17 protein-coding genes are annotated in these 20626 nt (G+C 60.7%); 8 read left to right on the forward strand and 9 right to left on the reverse strand.

Going from position 1 to position 20626, the window contains the following annotated elements; translation table 11 throughout:
• Positions 1 to 30: 30 nt before the first annotated feature.
• Positions 31 to 2436, reverse strand: coding sequence for a penicillin acylase family protein (locus tag IB266_RS23185; RefSeq protein ID WP_192262616.1), 2406 nt, complete (start codon positions 2434 to 2436; stop codon positions 31 to 33).
• A 252-nt stretch (positions 2437 to 2688) separates the two neighbouring features.
• Between IB266_RS23185 and IB266_RS23190 the strand changes: the two genes are divergently transcribed.
• The 3 genes from IB266_RS23190 (at position 2689) to IB266_RS23200 (ending at position 5437) form a co-directional block, all read left to right on the forward strand.
• Positions 2689 to 3408 carry a hypothetical protein gene (locus IB266_RS23190; RefSeq protein WP_192262618.1) on the forward strand — a complete coding sequence of 240 codons (720 nt, stop codon included), beginning with the start codon at positions 2689 to 2691 and terminating at the stop codon, positions 3406 to 3408.
• Positions 3398 to 4387, forward strand: coding sequence for a KpsF/GutQ family sugar-phosphate isomerase (locus IB266_RS23195; RefSeq protein ID WP_192262620.1), 990 nt, complete (start codon positions 3398 to 3400; stop codon positions 4385 to 4387). The genes IB266_RS23190 and IB266_RS23195 overlap by 11 nt, the downstream gene beginning before the upstream one ends.
• A 78-nt stretch (positions 4388 to 4465) precedes the next feature.
• Positions 4466 to 5437, forward strand: coding sequence for an AEC family transporter (locus IB266_RS23200; protein WP_192262621.1), 972 nt, complete (start codon positions 4466 to 4468; stop codon positions 5435 to 5437).
• A 109-nt stretch (positions 5438 to 5546) separates the two neighbouring features.
• Here IB266_RS23200 and IB266_RS23205 read toward each other — a convergent pair whose 3' ends face one another.
• On the reverse strand, positions 5547 to 6122 hold the full coding sequence (locus IB266_RS23205; RefSeq protein WP_192262623.1) for a DUF6436 domain-containing protein: 576 nt from the start codon (positions 6120 to 6122) through the stop codon (positions 5547 to 5549).
• Between the two features lie 108 nt (positions 6123 to 6230).
• Here IB266_RS23205 and IB266_RS23210 point away from each other — a divergent pair, with 108 nt between their 5' ends.
• A complete protein-coding gene (locus IB266_RS23210; RefSeq protein ID WP_192262625.1) occupies positions 6231 to 7178 on the forward strand; it encodes an alpha/beta hydrolase in 948 nt (315 codons plus the stop codon).
• A gap of 133 nt (positions 7179 to 7311) precedes the next feature.
• On the opposite strand, the gene IB266_RS23215 is transcribed toward IB266_RS23210, so the two are convergent.
• Positions 7312 to 8055, reverse strand: a complete 744-nt coding sequence (locus IB266_RS23215) for a DUF2059 domain-containing protein (RefSeq protein ID WP_192262627.1) — start codon at positions 8053 to 8055, stop codon at positions 7312 to 7314.
• Positions 8056 to 8195: 140 nt separating this feature from the next.
• On the opposite strand from IB266_RS23215, the gene IB266_RS23220 reads away from it, so the two are divergent.
• Positions 8196 to 8828 (forward strand): 2OG-Fe(II) oxygenase, encoded by a 633-nt coding sequence (locus IB266_RS23220; protein ID WP_192262628.1) that lies wholly within the window; start codon positions 8196 to 8198, stop codon positions 8826 to 8828.
• Positions 8829 to 8830: 2 nt separating this feature from the next.
• Positions 8831 to 9322 carry a DUF523 domain-containing protein gene (locus IB266_RS23225; RefSeq protein WP_192262630.1) on the forward strand — a complete coding sequence of 164 codons (492 nt, stop codon included), beginning with the start codon at positions 8831 to 8833 and terminating at the stop codon, positions 9320 to 9322.
• 178 nt (positions 9323 to 9500) lie between these two features.
• On the opposite strand, the gene IB266_RS23230 is transcribed toward IB266_RS23225, so the two are convergent.
• Both IB266_RS23230 and IB266_RS23235 read right to left on the reverse strand, forming a co-directional pair.
• Positions 9501 to 10874 (reverse strand): GTPase/DUF3482 domain-containing protein, encoded by a 1374-nt coding sequence (locus tag IB266_RS23230; protein WP_192262632.1) that lies wholly within the window; start codon positions 10872 to 10874, stop codon positions 9501 to 9503.
• Complete coding sequence (locus IB266_RS23235) at positions 10867 to 12234, reverse strand: DUF2868 domain-containing protein (RefSeq protein WP_192262634.1); 1368 nt, start codon at positions 12232 to 12234, stop codon at positions 10867 to 10869. The genes IB266_RS23230 and IB266_RS23235 overlap by 8 nt, the downstream gene beginning before the upstream one ends.
• Before the next feature lie 86 nt (positions 12235 to 12320).
• Here IB266_RS23235 and IB266_RS23240 point away from each other — a divergent pair, with 86 nt between their 5' ends.
• A complete protein-coding gene (locus IB266_RS23240) occupies positions 12321 to 12833 on the forward strand; it encodes a dihydrofolate reductase (protein WP_103309868.1) in 513 nt (170 codons plus the stop codon).
• Between the two features lie 117 nt (positions 12834 to 12950).
• On the opposite strand, the gene IB266_RS23245 is transcribed toward IB266_RS23240, so the two are convergent.
• A complete protein-coding gene (locus tag IB266_RS23245; protein ID WP_060740172.1) occupies positions 12951 to 14342 on the reverse strand; it encodes an L-cystine transporter in 1392 nt (463 codons plus the stop codon).
• Between the two features lie 242 nt (positions 14343 to 14584).
• Here IB266_RS23245 and IB266_RS23250 point away from each other — a divergent pair, with 242 nt between their 5' ends.
• Positions 14585 to 15640, forward strand: coding sequence for a haloacid dehalogenase-like hydrolase (locus tag IB266_RS23250; RefSeq protein ID WP_192262636.1), 1056 nt, complete (start codon positions 14585 to 14587; stop codon positions 15638 to 15640).
• Between the two features lie 187 nt (positions 15641 to 15827).
• On the opposite strand, the gene ilvD is transcribed toward IB266_RS23250, so the two are convergent.
• From ilvD to IB266_RS23265, 3 genes are all read right to left on the reverse strand, one after another.
• The gene (gene ilvD, locus IB266_RS23255) at positions 15828 to 17669 is read right to left on the reverse strand and encodes a dihydroxy-acid dehydratase (protein ID WP_053126275.1); all 1842 of its coding nucleotides are present in this window, start codon (positions 17667 to 17669) and stop codon (positions 15828 to 15830) included.
• Positions 17670 to 17937: 268 nt separating this feature from the next.
• Positions 17938 to 19143, reverse strand: coding sequence for an MFS transporter (locus IB266_RS23260; protein ID WP_192262638.1), 1206 nt, complete (start codon positions 19141 to 19143; stop codon positions 17938 to 17940).
• A gap of 213 nt (positions 19144 to 19356) precedes the next feature.
• The gene (locus IB266_RS23265; RefSeq protein WP_003206543.1) at positions 19357 to 20553 is read right to left on the reverse strand and encodes a class I SAM-dependent rRNA methyltransferase; all 1197 of its coding nucleotides are present in this window, start codon (positions 20551 to 20553) and stop codon (positions 19357 to 19359) included.
• Between the last annotated feature and the right edge of the window lie 73 nt (positions 20554 to 20626).

Consider the following 20626-nt stretch of genomic DNA (forward strand, 5'->3'; position numbering starts at 1 on the left):
TCAGTGATGAAAAAGATCTGCACGCACGGTTCAGGGCGCCCGGGCCGGCAACAGCTTCAGGGTCGTGCGGGTATTGGCGACCACTTCTTCCTCGGCCAGGTGCGCCTGGTAATAGACCCCTTCGATGTACGCCTCGGCCTGATCCTCGTAATGCTTGTCGAACGGCACGCCGCTCTGGCCGACGGGGTTGATGGTGACGCTATGGCTGGGGTCGGCGAAGTCGATGATGCGCCGGGTCGAAGGCCCGTAGGTCACCGGCCACGGCGCCGGGCCGATTCTGGCGGAGAGGTTGTTGGGCACTTCATGGGTACCAGGGGCCGCAAATGGCCCAACGTTGAAGACACGGTCCAGCGGCTTTTGCTGACCCAGCGGATGACCATGGGTCAGGGTGTGAGCCTTGCCCCATTGCCATTGCGTGGCATCGTCGCCCAGGGTGGCCCGCAGGTGCGCCAGGCTTTTCTTCCAGGCGACGCTCACCGTGTCTGCACGGGTTTCCGTGCCCAGCGTCGTGCGGTCATCCCACCACGGTGAATCCTTCGATGCCGCCAGGCGTGGCAGGGCCGCGTCGATCACCCGGGTCGACAGCGCGGTGTCGAAGAATCCGTCACCCAGTTCATCGTGCAGGGCGGCGTCGGCCAGGTTGAACAGGAACTGGTTGAACAGCGTGGCGTTGATGGAGTCCAGCGGGTAATCGCCCGGCCATTGGGCCAGTTGTTCCACCCATTTGCGTTCCTGCGGGTCGCTGACCACTTCACGCAGCACCGGCAACAACGGCGCGAGCACGCGAGGGCCGTAGGCGGTGGTGGTGCCCAGTTGCAGCTTCTGGGTGGTTTGGATGTCCCATTTCGCCTGCTTGTCGCTGAGCTGCTGGTTGAGTTGCTGGCCGCGGTCGGCGGGGTTGTAGTAGCCCGGGATCTCGATGCCGCTGGCCGGCACCGGCTGAAAGTTGGCCGAGACGATGTAGCCCCGTGCCGGGTTCTCTTCCTGGGGGTTGCTGCTGAACGGGTAGAAGCCTTCCTTTTCCGACTCCGGGCTGCTGCCATCGAGGATGAACGCGGGTTTCACGCCGGCGGGGCGCTTGGGCAGTTGCGCGGCGGCCCACCAACCGATATCGCCCTTGGCGTTGGCCCACACCACGTTCAGCCCCGGCGCGTGGATCTGGGCCGAGGCGCCACGGGCCTTGGCCAGGGTATCGGCGCGGTTGAGCTGGTAAAAGGCGTCGAGGATCGGGTTGCGACTTTCCAGGAACCCCCACCACATGGCGACCGGGGTCTTGCCGGCGTTCGCACCGAGGGCATCGTTGACGATCGGGCCGTGGGGCGACTGGCGCAGCACCAGCGTCACCGGTGCCTGGCCCTTGACCGCGATCTGCTGTTCGCTGCGGGTCATGTCCACCCATTGGCCGCGATACCAGACCTGCTCGGGATTGTCCGGGTTGACCTTCTCGGCGATCAGGTCCAGGTCGTCGTTCTGGAACATGGTGATGCTCCAGCCGAAATCCTTGTTCATGCCCAGCGTCGCAAAGGGCATCAAGGCCTGATAGTGCCCGTAGAGTTCGAAACCCGGCGCGGACAGGTGCGCCTCGTACCACACCGACGGCGTGGAAAAACGGATATGTGGGTCGCCCGCCAGCAACGGCTTGCCGCTGTGGGTACGGCTGCCAGCGAGCGCCCAGGCGTTACTGCCCTCGAACTGCGGCAGGCTGTTTTCCGCCAGGGCCTGTTCGCTCAGGCGGGCCAGGGCATTGAGGTCTTTCCAGTCGGCGGCGGCCAGGGCCAGGCCGCGCTTGGGACCTTCGGCCAGCACGCCCTGGGGCTGCCAGTCGAGGTCGAAGATGTTCAGGTAATCGGCGCCCAGTTGATCGCGCACATAGGTCAGCAGCGGTTCGGTTCGGAACGCCGCCGCGAAGCTGTAGGCCATGTAGCCGGTAATGCTCACGGTGTCTTCAGCCGTAAAGGGGCGCTTGGGAATGCCCAGCACATCGAACTCCACGGGCCGGGTGTGGCTGTCCTGGTAGGCGTTGATGCCGTCCAGGTAGGCCTGCATGGCGACCCAGGCCGGGGATTGCGGGTCTTGTTCGGTCACATAGGCCGCGGCGCGCTCGCGGATACGCAGGCTGCGCATCAGTTTGTCGGTGTCCAGCAGCTTCGGTCCCAGCACCTCGGCCAGTTCGCCCCGGGCGAGACGACGCATGATCTCCATCTGGAACAGCCGGTCCTGGGCATGGACATAGCCGAGGGCGCGGTACAGGTCGGTTTCGTTCTCGGCGCGGATATGCGGCACGCCACGTTCGTCGTAGCGCACCGTCACCGAGCCCTGGAGCCCTTGCACCTGCATCGTGCCCTGGCGGGTGGGCTGCTTGCTGTAGAGGTAGCCGCCCGCGACGATGATCGCGGTGACGATCAATGACAGGAAGGCGATGAGGGTGCGTTTCATAAAAATCCTTTTCTAAATGCCTATGGCTATCGATAAACAGCGTAGAGCATTGATCTTGAAAAAATAATAACCCGGCACCGAGTGTGATTCCTACTAAAACAAGTTGTATGTAAGAAGCTTCCTTCGATTTTTTGGGAATTGCACTACAAGAATTCCGTTGCTGGAGGGCGTAGACGAGACCTATAAATATAGGAGGGGTATAGGGTTGATTTATGTAGAGGCGGATCTTGAGAAGGCCGTAAGGAGGTGGGCATGTCCGGACTCATGGAATATATTTCAAAAAAAATAGCAGATGCTGATTTGGTGAGTAAGCCATTCAAGTTTTTTGAAGTAAAGGACTTTGTTCCAGAGCGGTGTTACAGCGCATTCGTTTCTAGCTTGCCAGCGTTGGACCTGTATAAGCCTTTAATGCATAAAAGCACTTTGAAGAATGGGCGTCCAACACGTTTTGAATTGCCTCTGTCTCTTGAAGACTGTTCGGCTGATTTGGGTAATGTTTTTTTGGGGTCTAAGGTTTCTATCGATGTTGTTGAGTTTCTTCGTGGTGAACAGTTCAAAAGTCTTTTGCTAAGCAAGTTTGGTTCAAGTGTTGATGTCACTCCTTATCCGCATCTGTACAAGGATTTCGCTGGATTTGATTTGCCTCCGCATACGGATATTGTTGAAAAGGCAATAACCTTTGGATGGTATTTGCCAAGGAGTGATGAATGTAAGGATTCGGGGCTTGGGCTGTTTGTGAAAAACGAAGATGGGTTTGAAGAGTTCAGGAAAATTCCCTATGCACCTAATGTGGCATTTGCTTTTTTGAGGTCAAATAATAGCTGGCATGGTGCTACACACCATCCCAATGCTCCCTATGAGAGAAATAGTTTTTTTGTAACGTTCTATCGAAAAAATCATTATAGGAATGGGGCTCTGCTAGTAAATGATCCAAATGTCAGCCGTAAGGAGATAAGGATTTATGAAGGATGAATTGTCGTTGGGCATAGGGTCTGATAAACATGTTCTAACTTTGGGGCGAGAGGTTTTGATCCGTGAGGGGCAGGCATTGATAAAACTTTCCAATGAGTTGGAGGGTAGCGGTTTTGTCGATGTCGTTAGACTTATATTGGCCTGCAAGGGACACGTGGTGATTTTAGGTGTTGGGAAAAGTGGCCATGTCGGTAAGAAAATTGCGGCAAGCCTAGCCTCCACTGGTACGCCTAGTTTTTTTATCCATCCGTCTGAGGCTAAGCATGGGGACTTGGGTATGATTACGGCACGCGACCTTGCAGTGTTAATATCGTATAGCGGTAGAAGTGAAGAGATTTTGTCTCTGCTTCCATATCTTCATGATATAGGTGTAAGTACGGTAGCGTTGACAAATCTTTCAAGCTCGGAATTGGCAAGTAAAACAAGTGCGCACGTCGCGTTGAAAGTTGATAGGGAAGCATGTCCGTATAATCTCGCGCCAACGGTAAGCTCCAGCGCTACATTAGGTGTCGGAGACGCTATTGCTATGGCTCTTATGAGGATTAAGCGTTTCACGAAGGAAGAGTTCTCAAAAAACCATCCCGCCGGAAATCTTGGTAAAGTGCTAACTGTGAAGATTCGTGACGTAATGGTGACAGGGGATAAAGTCCCTGCCGTACCTCCTGGTACGTTGTTTTTAGATGCGATCAGTTATATGGCGAATAAGCGCCTTGGATTTGTCGTCGTGGTAGATACATTCTCACGACCCTTGGGTGTATTTACGGATGACGATATGGTTCGAGTACTCAAGGGGCGTGATAATGTTTTTGACCTTAAAATCTCGGATGTTATGGCGGTGAATTTAAGGTGTGTGCATGAATATGAACTTATCGCAGACTGTGTAAGTATTGATGTGTCTGCAATTTTGGTTGTTGACCATAAAGGAAAACTTGTAGGTGTGTCGCACAAACATGATCTTGTAGCCTCTATTGTCGTATGAGTTGTTAGGAGAGGAACTCCCTGTTGTTGGTAAAGTGTGTTCGGTTGACTGCTGGCTGATCGGCAAGGCGGACTGGTTATGTTGATGCTGTCGTTGAATTCAACGTTGTCTATATTTGGTTTGATACTTTTGGGCTTTTTGCTTTCGTTGGCCGGCCTTATGCGTCGCGGTGCCGATGAGGTACTGAGTGACTATGTTTTTTATCTTGCTCTTCCGGTAGAGATTTTTTTAACAACGTTGAAATCCAATTACACTTCAGGCGTTAATGTCAGTGCTTATGTGCAAGCGTATGGTGTGGGTGTTTCTATACTGTGGGTTGTGATATTTATCGTGTATAGAATCTTTCTGAGGAAGAGCCTGGTGGAGGTCGGTTTAAATCTTATTGCTATCGGGCAAACTAATACCGCGTTCTTGGCGGTGCCTATCTTCATACTGCTGTTGGGTGATTCAGCTTTGGTTGTGCCAATAATTGTTTTTCAGTCCGTCATTCTTACGGCTGTTGCAATATTTGTCATGGAGGTTTCTTCTTTTTCGAAAGCTGGATCCTTAGGCGCTTTCTTAAAGAAAGCTCTATGGGTGGTGTTCAAGAATCCACTGATAACTTCCGCGCTCACAGGGTCCCTCATTTCGCAGGTTAAGCTCCCGCACTTGATCGATACAGATTTTTTTATCATCGAAGGCATGGAGGTGATTGCTAAAACTGCGGCACCTATTGCTCTAATAGCACTGGGCGCTTCGTTTTATGCTGGTCGCGTAACCTCCACTTTGAAAAACAACTGTAATGAAGTAGCGATGGGTGTGCTTATAAAGAATTTTTTACATCCGGCGATTTCTTTTGGGGTAGGACAGTATTTTTTTGGGTTGTCTGGCTTGTTGCTGTTTTCACTTATTTTGATATCTGCAATGCCGTCTCCGAAAAATACTTTTATTTTTGCGCAGATATATGGTGTGTCAGTGCAGAAGTTTAATTTGATACTTTTAGCTACCACTGGGGTTTCTTTTTTTGTAGTCAATGTGGCTTGTTATTTTTTTCTTCCTCATGTGGCATGAGGTTTTGAATTTGTTTTTTGTCAAACAGATCGGTACAGCAATTGAGGCTGTGATGAAGACGGCCGATGCAATTGCTCTTGGCGCTTTATTCGGCTTCTTCAACCAAACTTTATTTCGCCATTGGCCACGGACAATAACAACCCACCGCCATCGTATGGGTCGCATTGACCGTCCGACCAGCGCTCAATGCCTCGAGAATCGGCTCGATGAAGCTGTTGCTCGAATTGCAGGTCAGGCCTTCACTGTAAGGGCCGAAGTACGCCAGTTGGCCGCTGCGATCCCAGATCGCCACCGCTGGGCTGGCAGGAATCTGGCTTGAACCCGGAAGCGTCGGCAGGTTTTTCAGGCTGTTCAAGGTGGCCGGCAGTTGACCTTGGCTGCCGGCTTTTTGTACGGCATAAAACTCAACGCCTTGCGGTACATACTTATCGATCAGTTCGGCAAGGTGCTGCTGGTTGCCAACGTTGCACGGGCACGCCGGGTCCCAGAAGTGCACCAGGCGGATCGCGCCAGGGCCGGCCAGGTCGGCGGGCAGGCGCAGAGGGTCGCCGGAAAACACCGCGGTGTGTTGACTGAAGGCCCGCAGGAAACGGCCCTGGAACCAGTCGTAGGCCACCCACAAGACGACGGCGCACCCGAGGGCAAGCAGGCTGGCAAGCAAGGTCGTGCGGTGGGTCGGGCGCATGGAGTCGATCCTCTGAAGCCGCGTAGCTTGCCATGCTTGCCGCGACAGATGAATATCGCAGGCCTGTAAAGTCTGTTTCGCGCGATGCGCCCATGCCTGGAAACCTTGATGCCTGTCACTTTCGACCCCGATCTCCTGCGTGCCAGCCTGCAACCGCTGGCACAGTGGCAAGCCCTGTCCGAGCAAGCCCAGGCTTACCAGCGGTTCTACGGGCTGGATTTTCCCCAGCGCAGTGTGCGCAAAGGGTTGGGGCGTTTCGAGGTGGGCGGGTATGAGGTCGTCAGTCAGGTCTGGTGGCCGGAAAAGGCCGTGGCGACGTTGTTTGTGTTCCACGGTTACTACGACCACATGGGGTTGTACCGGCACTTGATCGAGTGGGCCCTGGAGCAGAAGTTCGTGGTGATCGCCTGCGACCTGCCGGGCCATGGCCTGTCCAGCGGCGAACGCGCCAGTATCGAGGATTTCGCCGAGTACCAGGCCACCTTGCAGGGGCTGTTGGCCGAGGCCGCGACCCTGGACCTGCCGCACCCCTGGCACCTGTGCGGGCAGAGCACCGGCGGGGCGATCGTGGTCGATCACGTGCTCAACCACGGCGCGCAGAGCCCGGCCCAGGGCCAGGTCATCCTGCTGTCACCCCTGGTACGGCCGCGGGCCTGGGGGTGGTCGCGCCTGAGTTATTACTTGCTCAAGCCGTTCGTGACGGGTATCGCCCGGCGTTTCAGCGAGAACTCCACCGACCCGCAGTTCCTGCCATTCCTGCAAGCCGACCCGCTGCAACCGCTGCGCCTGCCTACTGCCTGGGTGGGGGCATTGGCGCAATGGATCAAGCGTATCGAAGCGGCCCCGAGCAGCCCGCGCCAGCCCTTGATCGTGCAGGGGCAGGCGGACATGACGGTGGATTGGGTACACAACCTGCAAGTGCTGCGCGGCAAGTTCGACCGGCCGCAGGTCTTGATGCTGCCCGAGGGCCGGCATCACCTGGCGAACGAAGCGCAGGCTTTGCGGCAGGAGATGTTTGGGTTCTTGAGTAAGCGGATGAGTCGGTTTCGGGGTTGACCTGGATATAGCTATCGCGAGCAGGCTCGCTCCCACAGGGGGATTGGGTGAAATCGAATATTGCGACCGGCCACGATCCAATGTGGGAGCGAGCCTGCTCGCGATGGCGTAATCCCAGGCACTGGAGTTCTATCTACTGCCCCAGATTCTGCCCCACCGCCAATCCCGCCCGAATCGCCGCCAAAGCCGCCTGGTAATAAGCCTGGCCCTCGGCCGATTCGGCGAAGGTGGCGAACTCTTCCAGCTCGGTATCCGACAAGTCACGGTAGACGTACAGCAACGTGTTGTTCAGGTCCGCGCCGATCTGCTCCATCAGTCGCTGGCGCTGGCCGTTGAGCATGCCTTGGGCCTGGCCAGCACCCAGCAGACCGGGGATCATCGAACTCAGGCTGTCGGCTGCCACGCCGGCGATCGCCAGGCTGACTTCGGCGCCGGCTTCGCGGGCGGGCAGGGCCTGGGCCAGGTGGCCGATGATCAACAGGCGGTTGTCGCTGGCTTGCATCTTCGGCAGGCCCTTGGCGTTTTTTGCCAATTGATCGCGCCGGGTCGCCAGCAACTCGGCCGCCACGACCTTGCGGCCCAGGGGCGACTGGAAAAAGCCCAGGGCCGGGTTCGGGTCTCGAAGCTTGCTGCGTATTTGCGCCTCGGCCCGCTGGTCCATGGCCTGGGGGGCGAAACGTTGATTGCTGTTGTTGACCAGGGCTTGGAACACCGCCGGCGGCAGGCTGCTCTGATAGCGCTGCTGGGCGGCGCTCAAGGCATCATTGAAATGCGCCCGCTGTTCCGGCCAGCCGGCGACCTTGTACAACTGGTCGTAGCTGTCTGCCCAGGCGGGCAAAACGCAGAACATCAACAGTGAGAAAAGCAAACGGCGCATAGGGACTCCTGTCAGCAGCCGACTATTCTCCGTGGGGTGTGGGGTCTTGTCGAGAATTCGTATCAAGTTCGTACGGTGGTGCTATCCGACGCAGCGAACCCGCTGCGTGGCGCTGTCGGTTTTGCAGGCACAGGCATACTATGCGCGCCATGCAAATACCTTCTGATCACCCACTGCTGTTACGTATCGTCGACGACTTGGCCGAGCGCGGCTGGTCGCAGCAGAACCTCTTCCTGCCGGACGCGCTGACCCGTGCCCTGGCGGCTGAATGCCGCCAGCGTGCCGCCGAGGGCGAGTTGGCTCCGGCAGCGGTCGGGCGTGGGCCGTTCTCGGAGATTCGCGAAGGCATTCGGGGTGATCGTATCCAGTGGATCGAACCCGGCCAGGCGCCAGCCTGCGACCGTTACCTGGGGTTGATGGACAGCCTGCGCGAGGCGATGAATCGCGGGCTGTTCCTGGGGCTGGAGGATTTCGAAAGCCATTTCGCCCTGTACCCGCCCGGTGCGTTCTACCTCAAGCACGTCGACCGCTTCCGCGATGACGACCGACGCGCGGTGTCTGCGGTGCTCTACCTCAACGACGATTGGCTGCCGGAGCACGGCGGCCAGTTGCGCATGTATCTGGAGAATGGCGTGGAGCGTGACGTGGTGCCCATCGGCGGTTGCCTGGTGGTGTTCCTGTCGGGGGATATCCCCCATGAAGTACTGCCGGCCACCCGGGATCGCCTGTCCTTGACGGGGTGGTTCCGACGCCGCGGCAACGAGTTGTTCTGACGATGGAAAAGATCCTGGTCAGTCGCTGCCTGCTCGGCCATCGCGTGCGCTACGACGGCGGTGCCAGCGGGCCGTTCGATCAGCTTCAGCACTGGCTCGACGAAGGCCGGATCGTGGCGCTGTGCCCGGAAGTCGCCGGTGGCTTGCCCACGCCCCGGGCGGCGGCGGAGATTCCCGGCGGGCAGGGTGGACAGGTGCTCGACGGCCACGCCGCGGTGATCACCACCGAGGGCGAAGACGTGAGCACACAGTTTTTGTCAGGCGCGTATCAAGCGCTGGAACAGGTGCGTGAACACGGCATCCGTATCGCCGTGCTCAAGGCCAACAGCCCGTCGTGCGGCAATCTGCTGACCTATGACGGGACGTTCAGCGGTGTGAAGGTCAGTGGCGAAGGCGTGACGGCGGCATTGCTCAAGCGCCATGGGGTGCAGGTGTTCAGTGAGCTGGAGTTGGCTGAAGCGGCGGCGGCCCTCAAGGCCTTGAACAACGATTGATGGATTGCTTTTGTGGCGAGGGAGCTTGCTCCCGCTGGGCCACGAAGTGGCCCCGAAATGCTGAAACGCGGTAGGCCTGACACACCAAGGTGTCAGGTTTTGGGGTTGCTTCGCAACCCAGCGGGAGCAAGCTCCCTCGCCACAGGTCTTGTGTGCTTGCCAGAGGGTTTTGTGTCGCTTAGAGCTGCTCGGCCAACTGCTCGATCAGCTCCTGGCGTTCTGCCTGGCTCAACCGCGCCTGGGGATTGAGGGATGACCATTGTGGATGCGCCCGGGCCTTGTTCAGGGCGTCGGGCAGCTTGCCCTCGCGCCAGGTCTTGTCCTGGGGCGTGGCGATGCGGATGCTGTCCATCGCCGCATGGCCGCGCAGGTTGAGGGCTTGCAGCAATTGTCGTTGGCGCAGGGCCAGCAGGCGCAGCACGCCATCGTCCACCGTCAGTTCCCGTTGCCCCTTGAGCTTGCCCATCAACCGGTTGCCATAGCTGCGGGCGGTTTGCAGGGTGCCACCGACAATGGCCCCGGCCAAGGCCGCGGCACCGAGGGTCAGGCCGCCCACCAGCAAGTCCACGCCGGCACCGGCCGCCGCCCCTGCCGCGATTCCGCCACCGACGCGTACACCCAGTTGTTTGAGGGTTTCAGGGTTGAACAAATCATCGCCCCAGCGTCCGTCGAGCAGCGGCAGGTCGCTGGCGGCAGCGTCCTGGGGGCGGAACGCGTAGAGCTTGAGCAGGGCTTCGACGCAGCGCTGTTCGCGCTGACGCACCGCGTTGCGCAGCTCACTGATGGCCTCGCGTTCCAGCCCGGCATCACTGGCCACGCTGCGTCGGCAGGCGGCGCAGTCGATCAGCAATTCGGCGATCAAGCGCGCCGCGCTCTGCTGGCGGGCCAGGCGTTGGGCCTGTTGGTCGGCGACCAGTCGCTCCAGTTGCCCACGGGCGCTTTCCAGCAACAACGCGAGGCTTTCATACAGGCGCCGCTCGCCGTCCTCGGGCGGGGCGACGCTGTCAAAGCGCACCAGGGCGTGCAGCCCCAATCGCGCCAGGGCTTCGCGCCAGTCGGGCTCGCGATGGTGGGCGCTGCTGACGAAATTCAACACCGGCAGCAGCGGTTTGCCACAACTGGCGAGGACTTCCAATTCATCGCGGTACTTGGCCAGCACCGGCTCACGGGCGTCGATCACATACAGCCCGGCGTCGCTGGCGAGCAATTGCCGCAGCACCTTGGCTTCCTGTTCGAAGCGTTGCCGCGCCTCGCTGCCCTCGAGGAAGCGAGTCAGGCGCGCCGGGCCGTCCAGGCGTTCGCCAGGGCGCTCCAGGCGCTCGAGGTAATCGAGCAGGGCGATGGCGTCTTCCAGGCCCGGCGTGTCGTACAGCTCCAGCAGCGCTTCGCCGTCCACCGACAAACGTGCGCCCTCGACGTGCCGGGTGGTGCTCGGACGGTGGGACACCTCGCCGAAGCCGACGTCGCGGGTCAAGGTACGCAGCAGCGAGGTCTTGCCGACGTTGGTATGGCCGACCACGGCCAGCTTCAACGGCTTCATGGGTTCAGTCATGGCCGGTCTCCAGCCAGTTCAAGGGCATGCAGTCGGCGAAGGGTAGCTGCAACTGCTGCAGCGCGTTGTGCCAGTCGCCCAGGCGTTCGGCGTCGAGGGCTTCGCCTAGCGGCGCCTGCAACAGCCAGACGCGGGTGGCGCTGGCGCTGCGGGCCAGCTCGGCGATCAGCGCCAGGCTGCCCCGGTCCGGTGAACGGCGTGGGTCACAGGCAATGGCCAGGCGTGCGGGCGGAAAGCGCGACAGTTGTTCCAGGAGTTTGTGGCGCGACTCGCGGCTGTCGAGAATGCCGGCGCTTTTCACGGTTTCGGGCAGTTTGGGCGGCCAGGGCCGATCGTCCAGTTCGATCGCCACCAGCAGCGCGCCGTCGCTGTCCATCGCGCCAACGGCACTTTCGATGGGGTGCAACTGCGCGGGTGCGGCGTCGTTGACGCCCAGGCGCTCGCTGCTGGGCATCAGCCGTTCACGCAGTTGGGCGTAGCCCGGCAGGTTCAAATCCAGGTGCAATGTGGCGCGACCGCGTCGCCAGCGCCACAGGCACAGCAACGCCAGGCCCAGGCGCGGCAGCACGCCATAGACCAGCAGCACGCCGACCAGCCAGGCGGCCCAGGCCTGGCGGGCGCTCTCGATGGCCAGGGCGCCGTCACCGCTGGCGCGGATCATCTCCACCGTCGGCACACTGAAGCCCAACAGGGCAGGCAACGCGCCGAGGCCACGGGTCATGGCGACGAAGGTCTCGCTGCCGAGGAGGGTGGTTTCCCAGACAAAGCCATAGCGCCGGGTCGCCATCAGCATCAGTAGGATGATCAGCGCGCTGAGCATCGCCAGCAACCACACGCCGTTGACCAGCGCACCGAGGGCCCAGCGATTGAGCTTGTGTCGTTGCAGCAACAGCAGCAGGGCCGGTGCCAGTTGGGCGGCCTTGGCATCACGGGCGAGTTTTTCGCTGAGCCACAGCCACAGGCGCCCCAGCGCGGCACCTTGCTCGCCCGCGAAGATCAGGCCCAGGACCCAACCGACGAGCAGGATCAGGTTCAGCCCCAAAAGACTGCCCAGGGCCCAGAACACATTGACCGGTGCCTGGCCGTCGCCGAGGGCGGCGAACCCGAGGCCGGCGCCGCTGATGATGGCGAGCACCGCCAGCACGATAAGCGCCAGGCGTGCCCCTTGCAGCCAATGGCGCAGGGCTTGGGTGAGGCCATCGCGCTCGGCCAGCCAGCGGGCGCGGTGGCGGATGCGGGTGGAAAGATCGCCGCCTGCCGCGCGGGCCAGGCGATTGGCTTCCTGGTCCTCGAGCGGGCCGGCGTGTTCTTCACGCAGGCGGATCGTCTCGGTCAACCAGAGGTTCTGCAGTGCTGTCACGGGGGCTTCCGTTGCTCGAATGAGGGTTGAGCATAACCGCTGTGATGCCTGTCGGGGTACGCCGGGCCTCTGGTATCCTCGCGGCCATGAACAAAACTCTCCCCTTAAGCCTGATCGCAGCCCTCGGTGAAAACCGCGTGATCGGCGTCGACAACAGCATGCCCTGGCACCTGCCGGGGGATTTCAAATACTTCAAGGCCACCACGTTGGGCAAGCCGATCATCATGGGACGCAAGACCTGGGATTCCCTCGGTCGCCCGCTGCCCGGGCGCTTGAACATCGTGGTCAGTCGCCAGCCGGACCTGGTGCTGGAAGGCGCGGAAGTGTTTTCCACCCTGGAGGCCGCAGTGGCGCGGGCCGAGGCCTGGGCCCTGGAGCAGGGCGTCGATGAGCTGATGTTGATCGGCGGCGCCCAGCTGTACGCCCAGGCCCTGGCGCAGGCGGATCGACTGTACCTGACCCGCGTGGCGCTGAGCCCGGAGGGGGATGCCTGGTTTCCGGAATTTGATTCGAGCCAGTGGGCGTTGGTCTCGAACCAGCCGAACCCGGCGGAAGGGGACAAGCCGGCCTACAGCTTCGAAGTGTGGGAGAAGCTGTAAGCCCTGTGGGAACATGTCTGTGGGAGCATGGCTTGCCCGCGATGAAAGCGACGCGGTCTTCCATGGACCGAGGCGCCCGGATCGCGAGCAAGCTTTGCTCCCACAAGTGTCAGGCCATCAAGCGTGCACCAACTCCCCATGCTCCTCGGCATCGAGCAAGGCCTTGTCAGTCTGCTGCATCACCTGGCTGGTAATCGCCCCGGCGGTGATCGAGCCACTGACGTTCAACGCCGTACGGCCCATGTCGATCAATGGCTCGACGGAAATCAGCAAGGCGACCAGCGCGACCGGCAAGCCCATGGCCGGCAGCACGATCAGCGCGGCGAACGTCGCGCCGCCACCGACCCCGGCCACCCCGGCTGAACTCAACGTCACGATCGCCACCAGCGTCGCGATCCAGACCGGATCCAGCGGGTTGATGCCCACCGTCGGCGCGACCATCACCGCCAGCATGGCCGGATAAAGGCCGGCGCAACCGTTCTGGCCGATGGTGGCGCCGAACGAGGCGCTGAAGCTGGCAATCGCCCGTGGGATGCCGAGGCGGCTGGTCTGGGCTTCGATGCTCAACGGGATGGTGGCCGCGCTGGAGCGGCTGGTGAAGGCGAAGGTCAGCACCGGCCAGATCTTGCGGAAGAAGCGCAACGGGTTGATCCCGGCAGCGGACACCAACAGGCCATGGACCACGAACATCAGGCCCAGCCCGAGGTACGACACCACGACAAAACTGCCGAGCTTGATGATGTCCTGCAGGTTGGAGCCGGCCACCACCTTGGTCATCAGCGCCAGCACACCGTACGGCGTCAGCTTCATCACCAGGCGCACCAGGCGCGTCACCCAGCTTTGCAGGGTGTCGATGGCGTTGATCACTTTCTGGCCTTTCTCCACGTCATCCTTGAGCAACTGCAACGCCGCGACACCGAGGAACGCGGCGAAGATCACCACGCTGATGATCGATGTCGGCTTGGCCCGCGCCAGGTCGGCAAAGGGGTTTTGCGGAATGAACGAAAGCAGCAGTTGCGGGATGTTCAGGTCGGCGACCTTGCCGGCGTAGTCGCTCTGGATCACTTGCAGGCGCGCCAGTTCCTGGGTGCCGGCCACCAGGCCTTCGGCGGTGAGGCCGAACAGGTTGGTCAGGCCGATGCCGATCAGCGCGGCGATGGCGGTGGTGAACAGCAGCGTGCCAATGGTCAGGAAGCTGATCTTGCCCAGGGACGAGGCGTTATGCAGGCGGGCCACGGCGCTGAGGATCGAAGCGAAGACCAGTGGGATCACGATCATCTGCAGCAATTGCACGTAGCCGTTGCCCACCAGGTCGAACCAGCCGATCGAGGCCTTGAGGACCGGATTGCCGGCGCCATAAATCGTGTGCAGGGCGATACCGAACACCACGCCCAGCACCAGTGCCAGCAGCACTTTCTTGGCCAGGCTCCAGGTGCTATGACGGGTTTGCGCCAGGCCGAACAGCAAGGCGAGGAATACCAGCAGATTGAGGATCAGCGGCAGATTCATCAAAAGAGCTCCATCAGACTTGTGCCAGTCGCCTGAAGCCGCGACTGCGAACCGGGGAGCCTAACAGCCTGATAACTAATGAATTAATACTAAAAAAGCATGTAGATTGTCGTTTATGGAATAAGGCAATGACGTTTACGGATACGCGGCTGGCGTGATCACGATGTAAGCGGTCGCCCACAGGCGAGGACTGTCACAAGCATTTGTTAGCGTCGGATTCTTTGAACCTGGGAGAAATGCCGATGAAACTCGCACCTCGTTTTCTCGCTGTCGCTTTGAGTCTTGGCCTCGCTGGCCAGGTGCTCGCCACCGAACTCAAGCACTGGCCGGCGGAACAGGCCAAGGCCCTGGACGCGATGATCGCGGCCAACGCCAACAAGGGTAACTACGCGGTGTTCGACATGGACAACACCAGTTACCGCTACGACCTTGAGGAGTCGTTGCTGCCGTTCATGGAGAACAAGGGCCTTATCACCCGGGAAAGCCTGGACCCGTCCTTGAAGCTGATGCCGTTCAAGGACACGGCTGACCACAAGGAAAGCCTGTTCAGTTACTACTACCGCCTGTGCGAAGTGGATGACATGGTCTGCTATCCGTGGGTGGCCCAGGTGTTCTCGGGCTTTACGCTCAAGGAGCTCAAGGGCTATGTCGATGAGCTGATGGCGTCCGGCAAGCCGGTGCCGACCACCTATTACGATGGCGACAAGGTGGTCCAGTACAACGTCAACCCGCCGAAAATCTTCACCGGCCAGGCCGAGCTGTACAACAAGTTGATGGAAAACGGCATCGAGGTCTATGTCATGACCGCCGCTTCTGAAGAGCTGGTACGCATGGTCGCCGCGGACCCGAAATACGGCTACAACCTCAAGCCGCAGAACGTGATCGGCGTGACCACGTTGCTCAAGGACCGCAAGACCGGCGAACTGACCACCGCCCGCAAGCAGATCACCGCGGGTAAGTATGACGAGAAGGCCAACCTCGGCCTGGAATACACGCCTTACCTGTGGACCCCGGCGACCTGGATGGCCGGCAAGCACGCGGCGATCCTGACGTACATCGACGAATGGAAAAAACCGGTGCTGGTGGCCGGTGACACACCAAGCAGCGACGGCTACATGCTGTTCCACGATGTGGACGTGGCCAAGGGCGGGATTCACCTGTGGGTCAACCGCAAGGACAAATACATGACCCAGATCAACGGGATGATGGCCAAGCACGCCGCCGCCCAGGCCAAGGAAGGACTGCCGGTTACCGCGGACAAGAACTGGGTGATCGTCAAGCCGGAAGATATCCAGTAAGCCCCACACCCTGTGGGAGCGAGCTTGCTCGCGATGGCGTCGGATCAGTAGCATCCTTGCTGGCTGATACACCGCCATCGCGAGCAAGCTCGCTCCCACATTGAGTGTCGGTGTTCTCAGGATTTGCGCTCATCGCTAAAAAAATGCCCCGCACTTGGCGGGGCATTTTTATTGCGACTAACGACGCTTACAGGCCGTCAAGCATCGCCTTGTTACGCACCGCACCCTTGTCGGCGCTGGTGGCGAGCAGGGCGTAGGCCTTGAGGGCCGTGGTGACTTTGCGTGGGCGCACTTCCACCGGCTTCCAGCCCTTGTTGTCCTGTTCGATGCGGCGCCCGGCCAGTTCTTCGTCGCTGATCAACAGGTTGATCGAGCGGTTCGGGATATCGATCAGGACCTTGTCGCCATCGCGCACCAGGCCGATGGCACCGCCAGCCGCCGCTTCCGGCGAAGCGTGGCCGATGGACAGGCCAGAGGTGCCGCCGGAGAACCGGCCATCGGTCAGCAAGGCGCAGGCTTTGCCCAGGCCTTTGGACTTCAGGTAGGACGTCGGGTAGAGCATTTCCTGCATGCCCGGGCCGCCTTTCGGGCCTTCGTAGCGAATGATCACGATGTCGCCGGCCTTCACTTCGTCAGCGAGGATGCCGCGTACGGCGCTGTCCTGGCTTTCGAAAATCTTCGCGTTGCCTTCGAACACATGGATCGACTCGTCGACGCCGGCGGTCTTCACCACGCAGCCATCCAGGGCGATGTTGCCGTAGAGCACGGCCAGGCCACCCTCCTGGGAGTACGCGTGCTCGACGCTACGGATGCAGCCGTTTTCACGGTCGTCGTCCAGCGTCTCCCAGCGGGTCGACTGGCTGAACGCGGTTTGCGTCGGGATGCCCGCCGGGCCGGCCTTGAAGAAGTGATGCACGGCCTCGTCGGTGGTCTGGGTGATGTCCCACTTGGCGATGGCCTCGGCCATGCTCTTGCTGTGCACGGTCGGCAGGTCGGTGTGCAACAGGCCGCCACGGGCCAGTGAGCCGAGGATGCTGAAGATCCCGCCGGCACGGTGCACGTCTTCCATGTGGTACTTCTGGATGTTCGGCGCGACCTTGCACAGTTGCGGCACGTGACGGGACAGGCGGTCGATGTCGCGCAGGTCGAAATCGATCTCGGCTTCCTGGGCCGCGGCCAGCAAGTGCAGGATGGTGTTGGTGGAACCGCCCATGGCGATGTCCAGGGTCATGGCGTTTTCGAACGCCTTGAAGTTGGCGATGTTGCGCGGCAACACCGACTCGTCGTTTTCGCCGTAGTAGCGCTTGCACAGCTCGACGATGGTCCGGCCGGCCTGCAGGAACAACTGCTCGCGATCGCTGTGGGTGGCGAGGGTCGAACCGTTGCCCGGCAGGGCCAGGCCCAGGGCTTCGGTCAGGCAGTTCATCGAGTTGGCGGTGAACATGCCGGAGCACGAACCGCAGGTCGGGCAGGCGCTGCGCTCGTATTCGGCAACCTTCTCGTCAGAGGCGCTGGAGTCGGCGGCGATCACCATGGCATCGACCAGGTCGAGGCCGTGGCTGGCGAGCTTGGTCTTGCCGGCTTCCATCGGGCCGCCGGAAACGAAGATCACCGGGATGTTCAGGCGCAGGGCGGCCATGAGCATGCCCGGGGTGATCTTGTCGCAGTTGGAAATGCACACGATGGCGTCGGCGCAGTGGGCGTTGACCATGTATTCGACGGAGTCGGCGATGATCTCGCGGCTCGGCAGCGAATACAGCATGCCGTCGTGGCCCATGGCGATGCCGTCGTCCACGGCGATGGTGTTGAATTCCTTGGCAACGCCGCCGACGCGTTCGATTTCCCGGGCAACCAGTTGGCCGAGGTCCTTGAGGTGGACGTGGCCGGGTACGAACTGGGTGAAGGAGTTGGCAATGGCGATGATCGGCTTCTTGAAGTCGTCATCCTTCATCCCCGTGGCGCGCCACAAGGCACGGGCGCCGGCCATGTTGCGGCCATGGGTGGATGTTTTCGAGCGGTAATCAGGCATGGAGCACTCCGGGCGGCTAATCAGGTACTTATCAGGTATCAATGGGGAAGTGAGCTTCTGTCGACGTCTGGAGCACCTGGGTTTGGCCGTGTGTCCGGAAGTGGCCGATGACTTTGCAGGATCGCTGCGCGCCTCGGCATGAGCTCATAAACCCGCCGGGGATGAATGGCGATGAATGCCACGATTCTACACCGCTGGCGCCAGGATGAAATGACGCAAAGCGCTGATCGGGCGCCAATGTCGTGCACGGGATGACGACTGGCAGGGTTCAGCCGGTCAACAACCCCCTGTCACGCTGTCGGACCAGGGCATTGAGCGCCAGCCCCAGCAGGCTGAGCAGGACCAGGCACAGGGCCAGGGTGAGCTGCAAGTCCAGCGGGGTGAGGCTGATCGCGGCACTGGTCAGCCCGCCGACGATGAAGATCAGCACACTGCCGGCGGAGGCGGACGTGCCGGCCCGCCCAGGAAATCTGTTCATGGCTTGGGTGTGGGCGGCTGCGCGGGCAATGGTCGTTCCGGTGGTGCACACGATCATGGGCAGTAACAGGGTGGTGACTGACAAACCCAGGTGATTGGCAAGCCCCAGCATCAGGAGGCCTGCGGCGAGGATCAGGACCAGCCCCGTGATGATTTGCGTCTGTGGATCGATTCGATTGCTCAGCACGGACGCTACCGCGCCCCCGCCGATGTAGGCCAGCCCATAGCCCAGCAGCGCCAGGGAAAAAGCCTCGGGGGAGAGGCGCAACTGGTCGATCAGGACCAGCGGCGATATGACGATGAACGAAAAGTGGCAGGAAAAAGCCAGCGCCGAGGTTAACCAATAGGCCATGAAGCTGAAGTCGCCGCAGACCTTTCGATAGGATGCGATGAAATCCAGGCGCCTGGGTTGGCTGTCTGCCACAGGGCGTTGAAGTAAACGACAGGCGCTGATGAATGCACCGATTGCCAGGGCAATGAACACCAGGAAGCTGCCTCGCCAGCCCATCCAGCTTTGCAGCCCGGTGCCGGCCAGGGGCGAAACGGAAATGAAAATCCCCCCGCAGGTGACCAGAAAGATCCGCAGGCGCTGCTGTTCCCGACCGGTGAACAGGTCTTGGATCAGCGCTTGGGACAGTACGAAGCAACCGCATCCCAAGGCCTGGACGACACGCAAGAACAGAAAGGCCCCGTAACCGTCGGCGAGCACGCAACCGGCTGCTCCAACGGCGGAAACGGTGATTCCGATCAACAGCAGGTTTTTTCGTCCCATGACGTCGGAGAGCGGGCCGACCAGCAGTTGGGAAAGGGCAATCCCCACCGCGAACAGGCTGACAGACAGGGCAATGTCCGCGGATGAGCGTTCAAAATGCTCGGACAGGGCGGGGAACAAGGGCAGCACGACATCGATGGGAAAGACGCCGAGCAGCGTCAGCGTCAGCAACAAGCCGACGGTGGCTGGTTTGCGGGCAGCCAGACGATTTTGCGGATCAATCATTGACGAGGTCCAAGGCGTACCTGAGGGGCGCTTTCAATCCTAATGCGTCATGCCCGCCGGGCGCGGGGAGATTGAGTAGGAAGGCTCTGGTAATTGCGTGGGAGTTCTCCTGCGGACTTATTCAGACGCGCAAAAAAATCGCAGCCGAGGCCGCGATCAGAATGCGATTCGAGTGCGCGGGGCGCAGCGCTGCGGCACTGGCCCCGCCCGGTGTCAGCTGTTGGGCAACAACCGGCAGGTGATGCTCTTGATGTAGCGGGTCTCGGCGATGGCCGGGTGTACCGGGTGGTCTGGTCCCTGGCCGCCGCGTTCGAGCAGTTGGATGTTGCGGTCCAGATGACGGGCGCTGGTCAGCAGGATGTTTTGCAGGTCGTCTTCGGGCAGGTGCATCGAGCACGACGCGCTGACCAGGATGCCGTCCTTGCTGAGCAGGCGCATGGCTTGCTCGTTGAGACGGCGATAGGCGCCTTCGCCGTTCTTCAGGTCCTTCTTGCGCTTGATGAAGGCCGGTGGGTCGGCCACGATCACGTCGAAACGTTCTTCGCTGGCCTTGAGTTCTTTCAAGGCCTCGAACACGTCGCCTTCGATGCAGGTCAGCTTCTCGGCGAAGCCGTTCAACGCGGCGTTGCGCTCGACACCGTCGAGGGCGAAGGCCGAGGCATCGACGCAGAATACTTCACTGGCGCCGAACGCCGCGGCTTGCACACCCCAGCCGCCGATGTAGCTGAATAGGTCCAGCACGCGCTTGCCCTTGGCGTACGGGGCCAGGCGTGCGCGGTTCATGCGGTGGTCGTAGAACCAGCCGGTTTTCTGGCCTTCCATGACCGGCGCTTCGAACTTCACGCCGTTCTCTTCCAGGGCCACCCATTCCGGCACCAGGCCGAACACGGTCTCGACGTAGCGGTTCAGACCCTCGGCGTCACGGGCCGCGGAGTCGTTCTTGAACAGGATGCCGCTGGGCTTGAGCACCTGGGTCAGGGCGGCGATCACGTCGTCCTTGTGGGCTTCCATGGTGGCCGAGGCGATCTGCACCACCAGGATGTCGCCGAAACGGTCGACCACCAGGCCTGGCAACAGGTCGGAGTCACCGTAGACCAGGCGATAGAACGGCTTGTCGAACAGCCGCTCGCGCAGGGACAACGCCACGTTGAGGCGATGCACCAGCAGGGACTTGTCCAGCGGCAGCTTCACGTCACGGGACAGCAGCCGGGCGCAGATCAGGTTGTTGGGGCTCATCGCAACGATGCCCAACGGCTTGCCGCCGGCGGCTTCGAGGATGGCCTGGTCGCCGGCCTTGAAGCCGTGCAGGGGCGTGGCGGCCACATCGATTTCGTTGCTGTAGACCCACAGGTGGCCGGCGCGCAGGCGACGGTCGGCGTTGGCTTTGAGGCGCAGGCTAGGCAGGGACATGACGTCGCTCCGGAAAAAAGAGCGGGAGTATACCGTGTTGCAAGGGTTGACGGGCTTGAAGGACGATCGGTGG

The sequence above is a fragment of the Pseudomonas sp. Pdm06 genome (assembly GCF_014851795.1).
GTDB lineage: Bacteria > Pseudomonadota > Gammaproteobacteria > Pseudomonadales > Pseudomonadaceae > Aquipseudomonas > Aquipseudomonas fluorescens_AA.

Bases quoted from the DNA above. Each gene is read 5' to 3' on its own strand.
- IB266_RS23185 (WP_192262616.1), bottom strand. From the start codon at position 2,436: ATGAAACGCACCCTCATCGCCTTCCTGTCATTGATCGTCACCGCGATC.
- IB266_RS23190 (WP_192262618.1), top strand. From the start codon at position 2,689: ATGTCCGGACTCATGGAATATATTTCAAAAAAAATAGCAGATGCTGAT.
- IB266_RS23195 (WP_192262620.1), top strand. From the start codon at position 3,398: ATGAAGGATGAATTGTCGTTGGGCATAGGGTCTGATAAACATGTTCTA.
- IB266_RS23200 (WP_192262621.1), top strand. From the start codon at position 4,466: ATGTTGATGCTGTCGTTGAATTCAACGTTGTCTATATTTGGTTTGATA.
- IB266_RS23205 (WP_192262623.1), bottom strand. From the start codon at position 6,122: ATGCGCCCGACCCACCGCACGACCTTGCTTGCCAGCCTGCTTGCCCTC.
- IB266_RS23210 (WP_192262625.1), top strand. From the start codon at position 6,231: ATGCCTGTCACTTTCGACCCCGATCTCCTGCGTGCCAGCCTGCAACCG.
- IB266_RS23215 (WP_192262627.1), bottom strand. From the start codon at position 8,055: ATGCGCCGTTTGCTTTTCTCACTGTTGATGTTCTGCGTTTTGCCCGCC.
- IB266_RS23220 (WP_192262628.1), top strand. From the start codon at position 8,196: ATGCGCGCCATGCAAATACCTTCTGATCACCCACTGCTGTTACGTATC.
- IB266_RS23225 (WP_192262630.1), top strand. From the start codon at position 8,831: ATGGAAAAGATCCTGGTCAGTCGCTGCCTGCTCGGCCATCGCGTGCGC.
- IB266_RS23230 (WP_192262632.1), bottom strand. From the start codon at position 10,874: ATGACTGAACCCATGAAGCCGTTGAAGCTGGCCGTGGTCGGCCATACC.
- IB266_RS23240 (WP_103309868.1), top strand. From the start codon at position 12,321: ATGAACAAAACTCTCCCCTTAAGCCTGATCGCAGCCCTCGGTGAAAAC.
- IB266_RS23245 (WP_060740172.1), bottom strand. From the start codon at position 14,342: ATGAATCTGCCGCTGATCCTCAATCTGCTGGTATTCCTCGCCTTGCTG.
- IB266_RS23250 (WP_192262636.1), top strand. From the start codon at position 14,585: ATGAAACTCGCACCTCGTTTTCTCGCTGTCGCTTTGAGTCTTGGCCTC.
- ilvD (WP_053126275.1), bottom strand. From the start codon at position 17,669: ATGCCTGATTACCGCTCGAAAACATCCACCCATGGCCGCAACATGGCC.
- IB266_RS23260 (WP_192262638.1), bottom strand. From the start codon at position 19,143: ATGATTGATCCGCAAAATCGTCTGGCTGCCCGCAAACCAGCCACCGTC.
- IB266_RS23265 (WP_003206543.1), bottom strand. From the start codon at position 20,553: ATGTCCCTGCCTAGCCTGCGCCTCAAAGCCAACGCCGACCGTCGCCTG.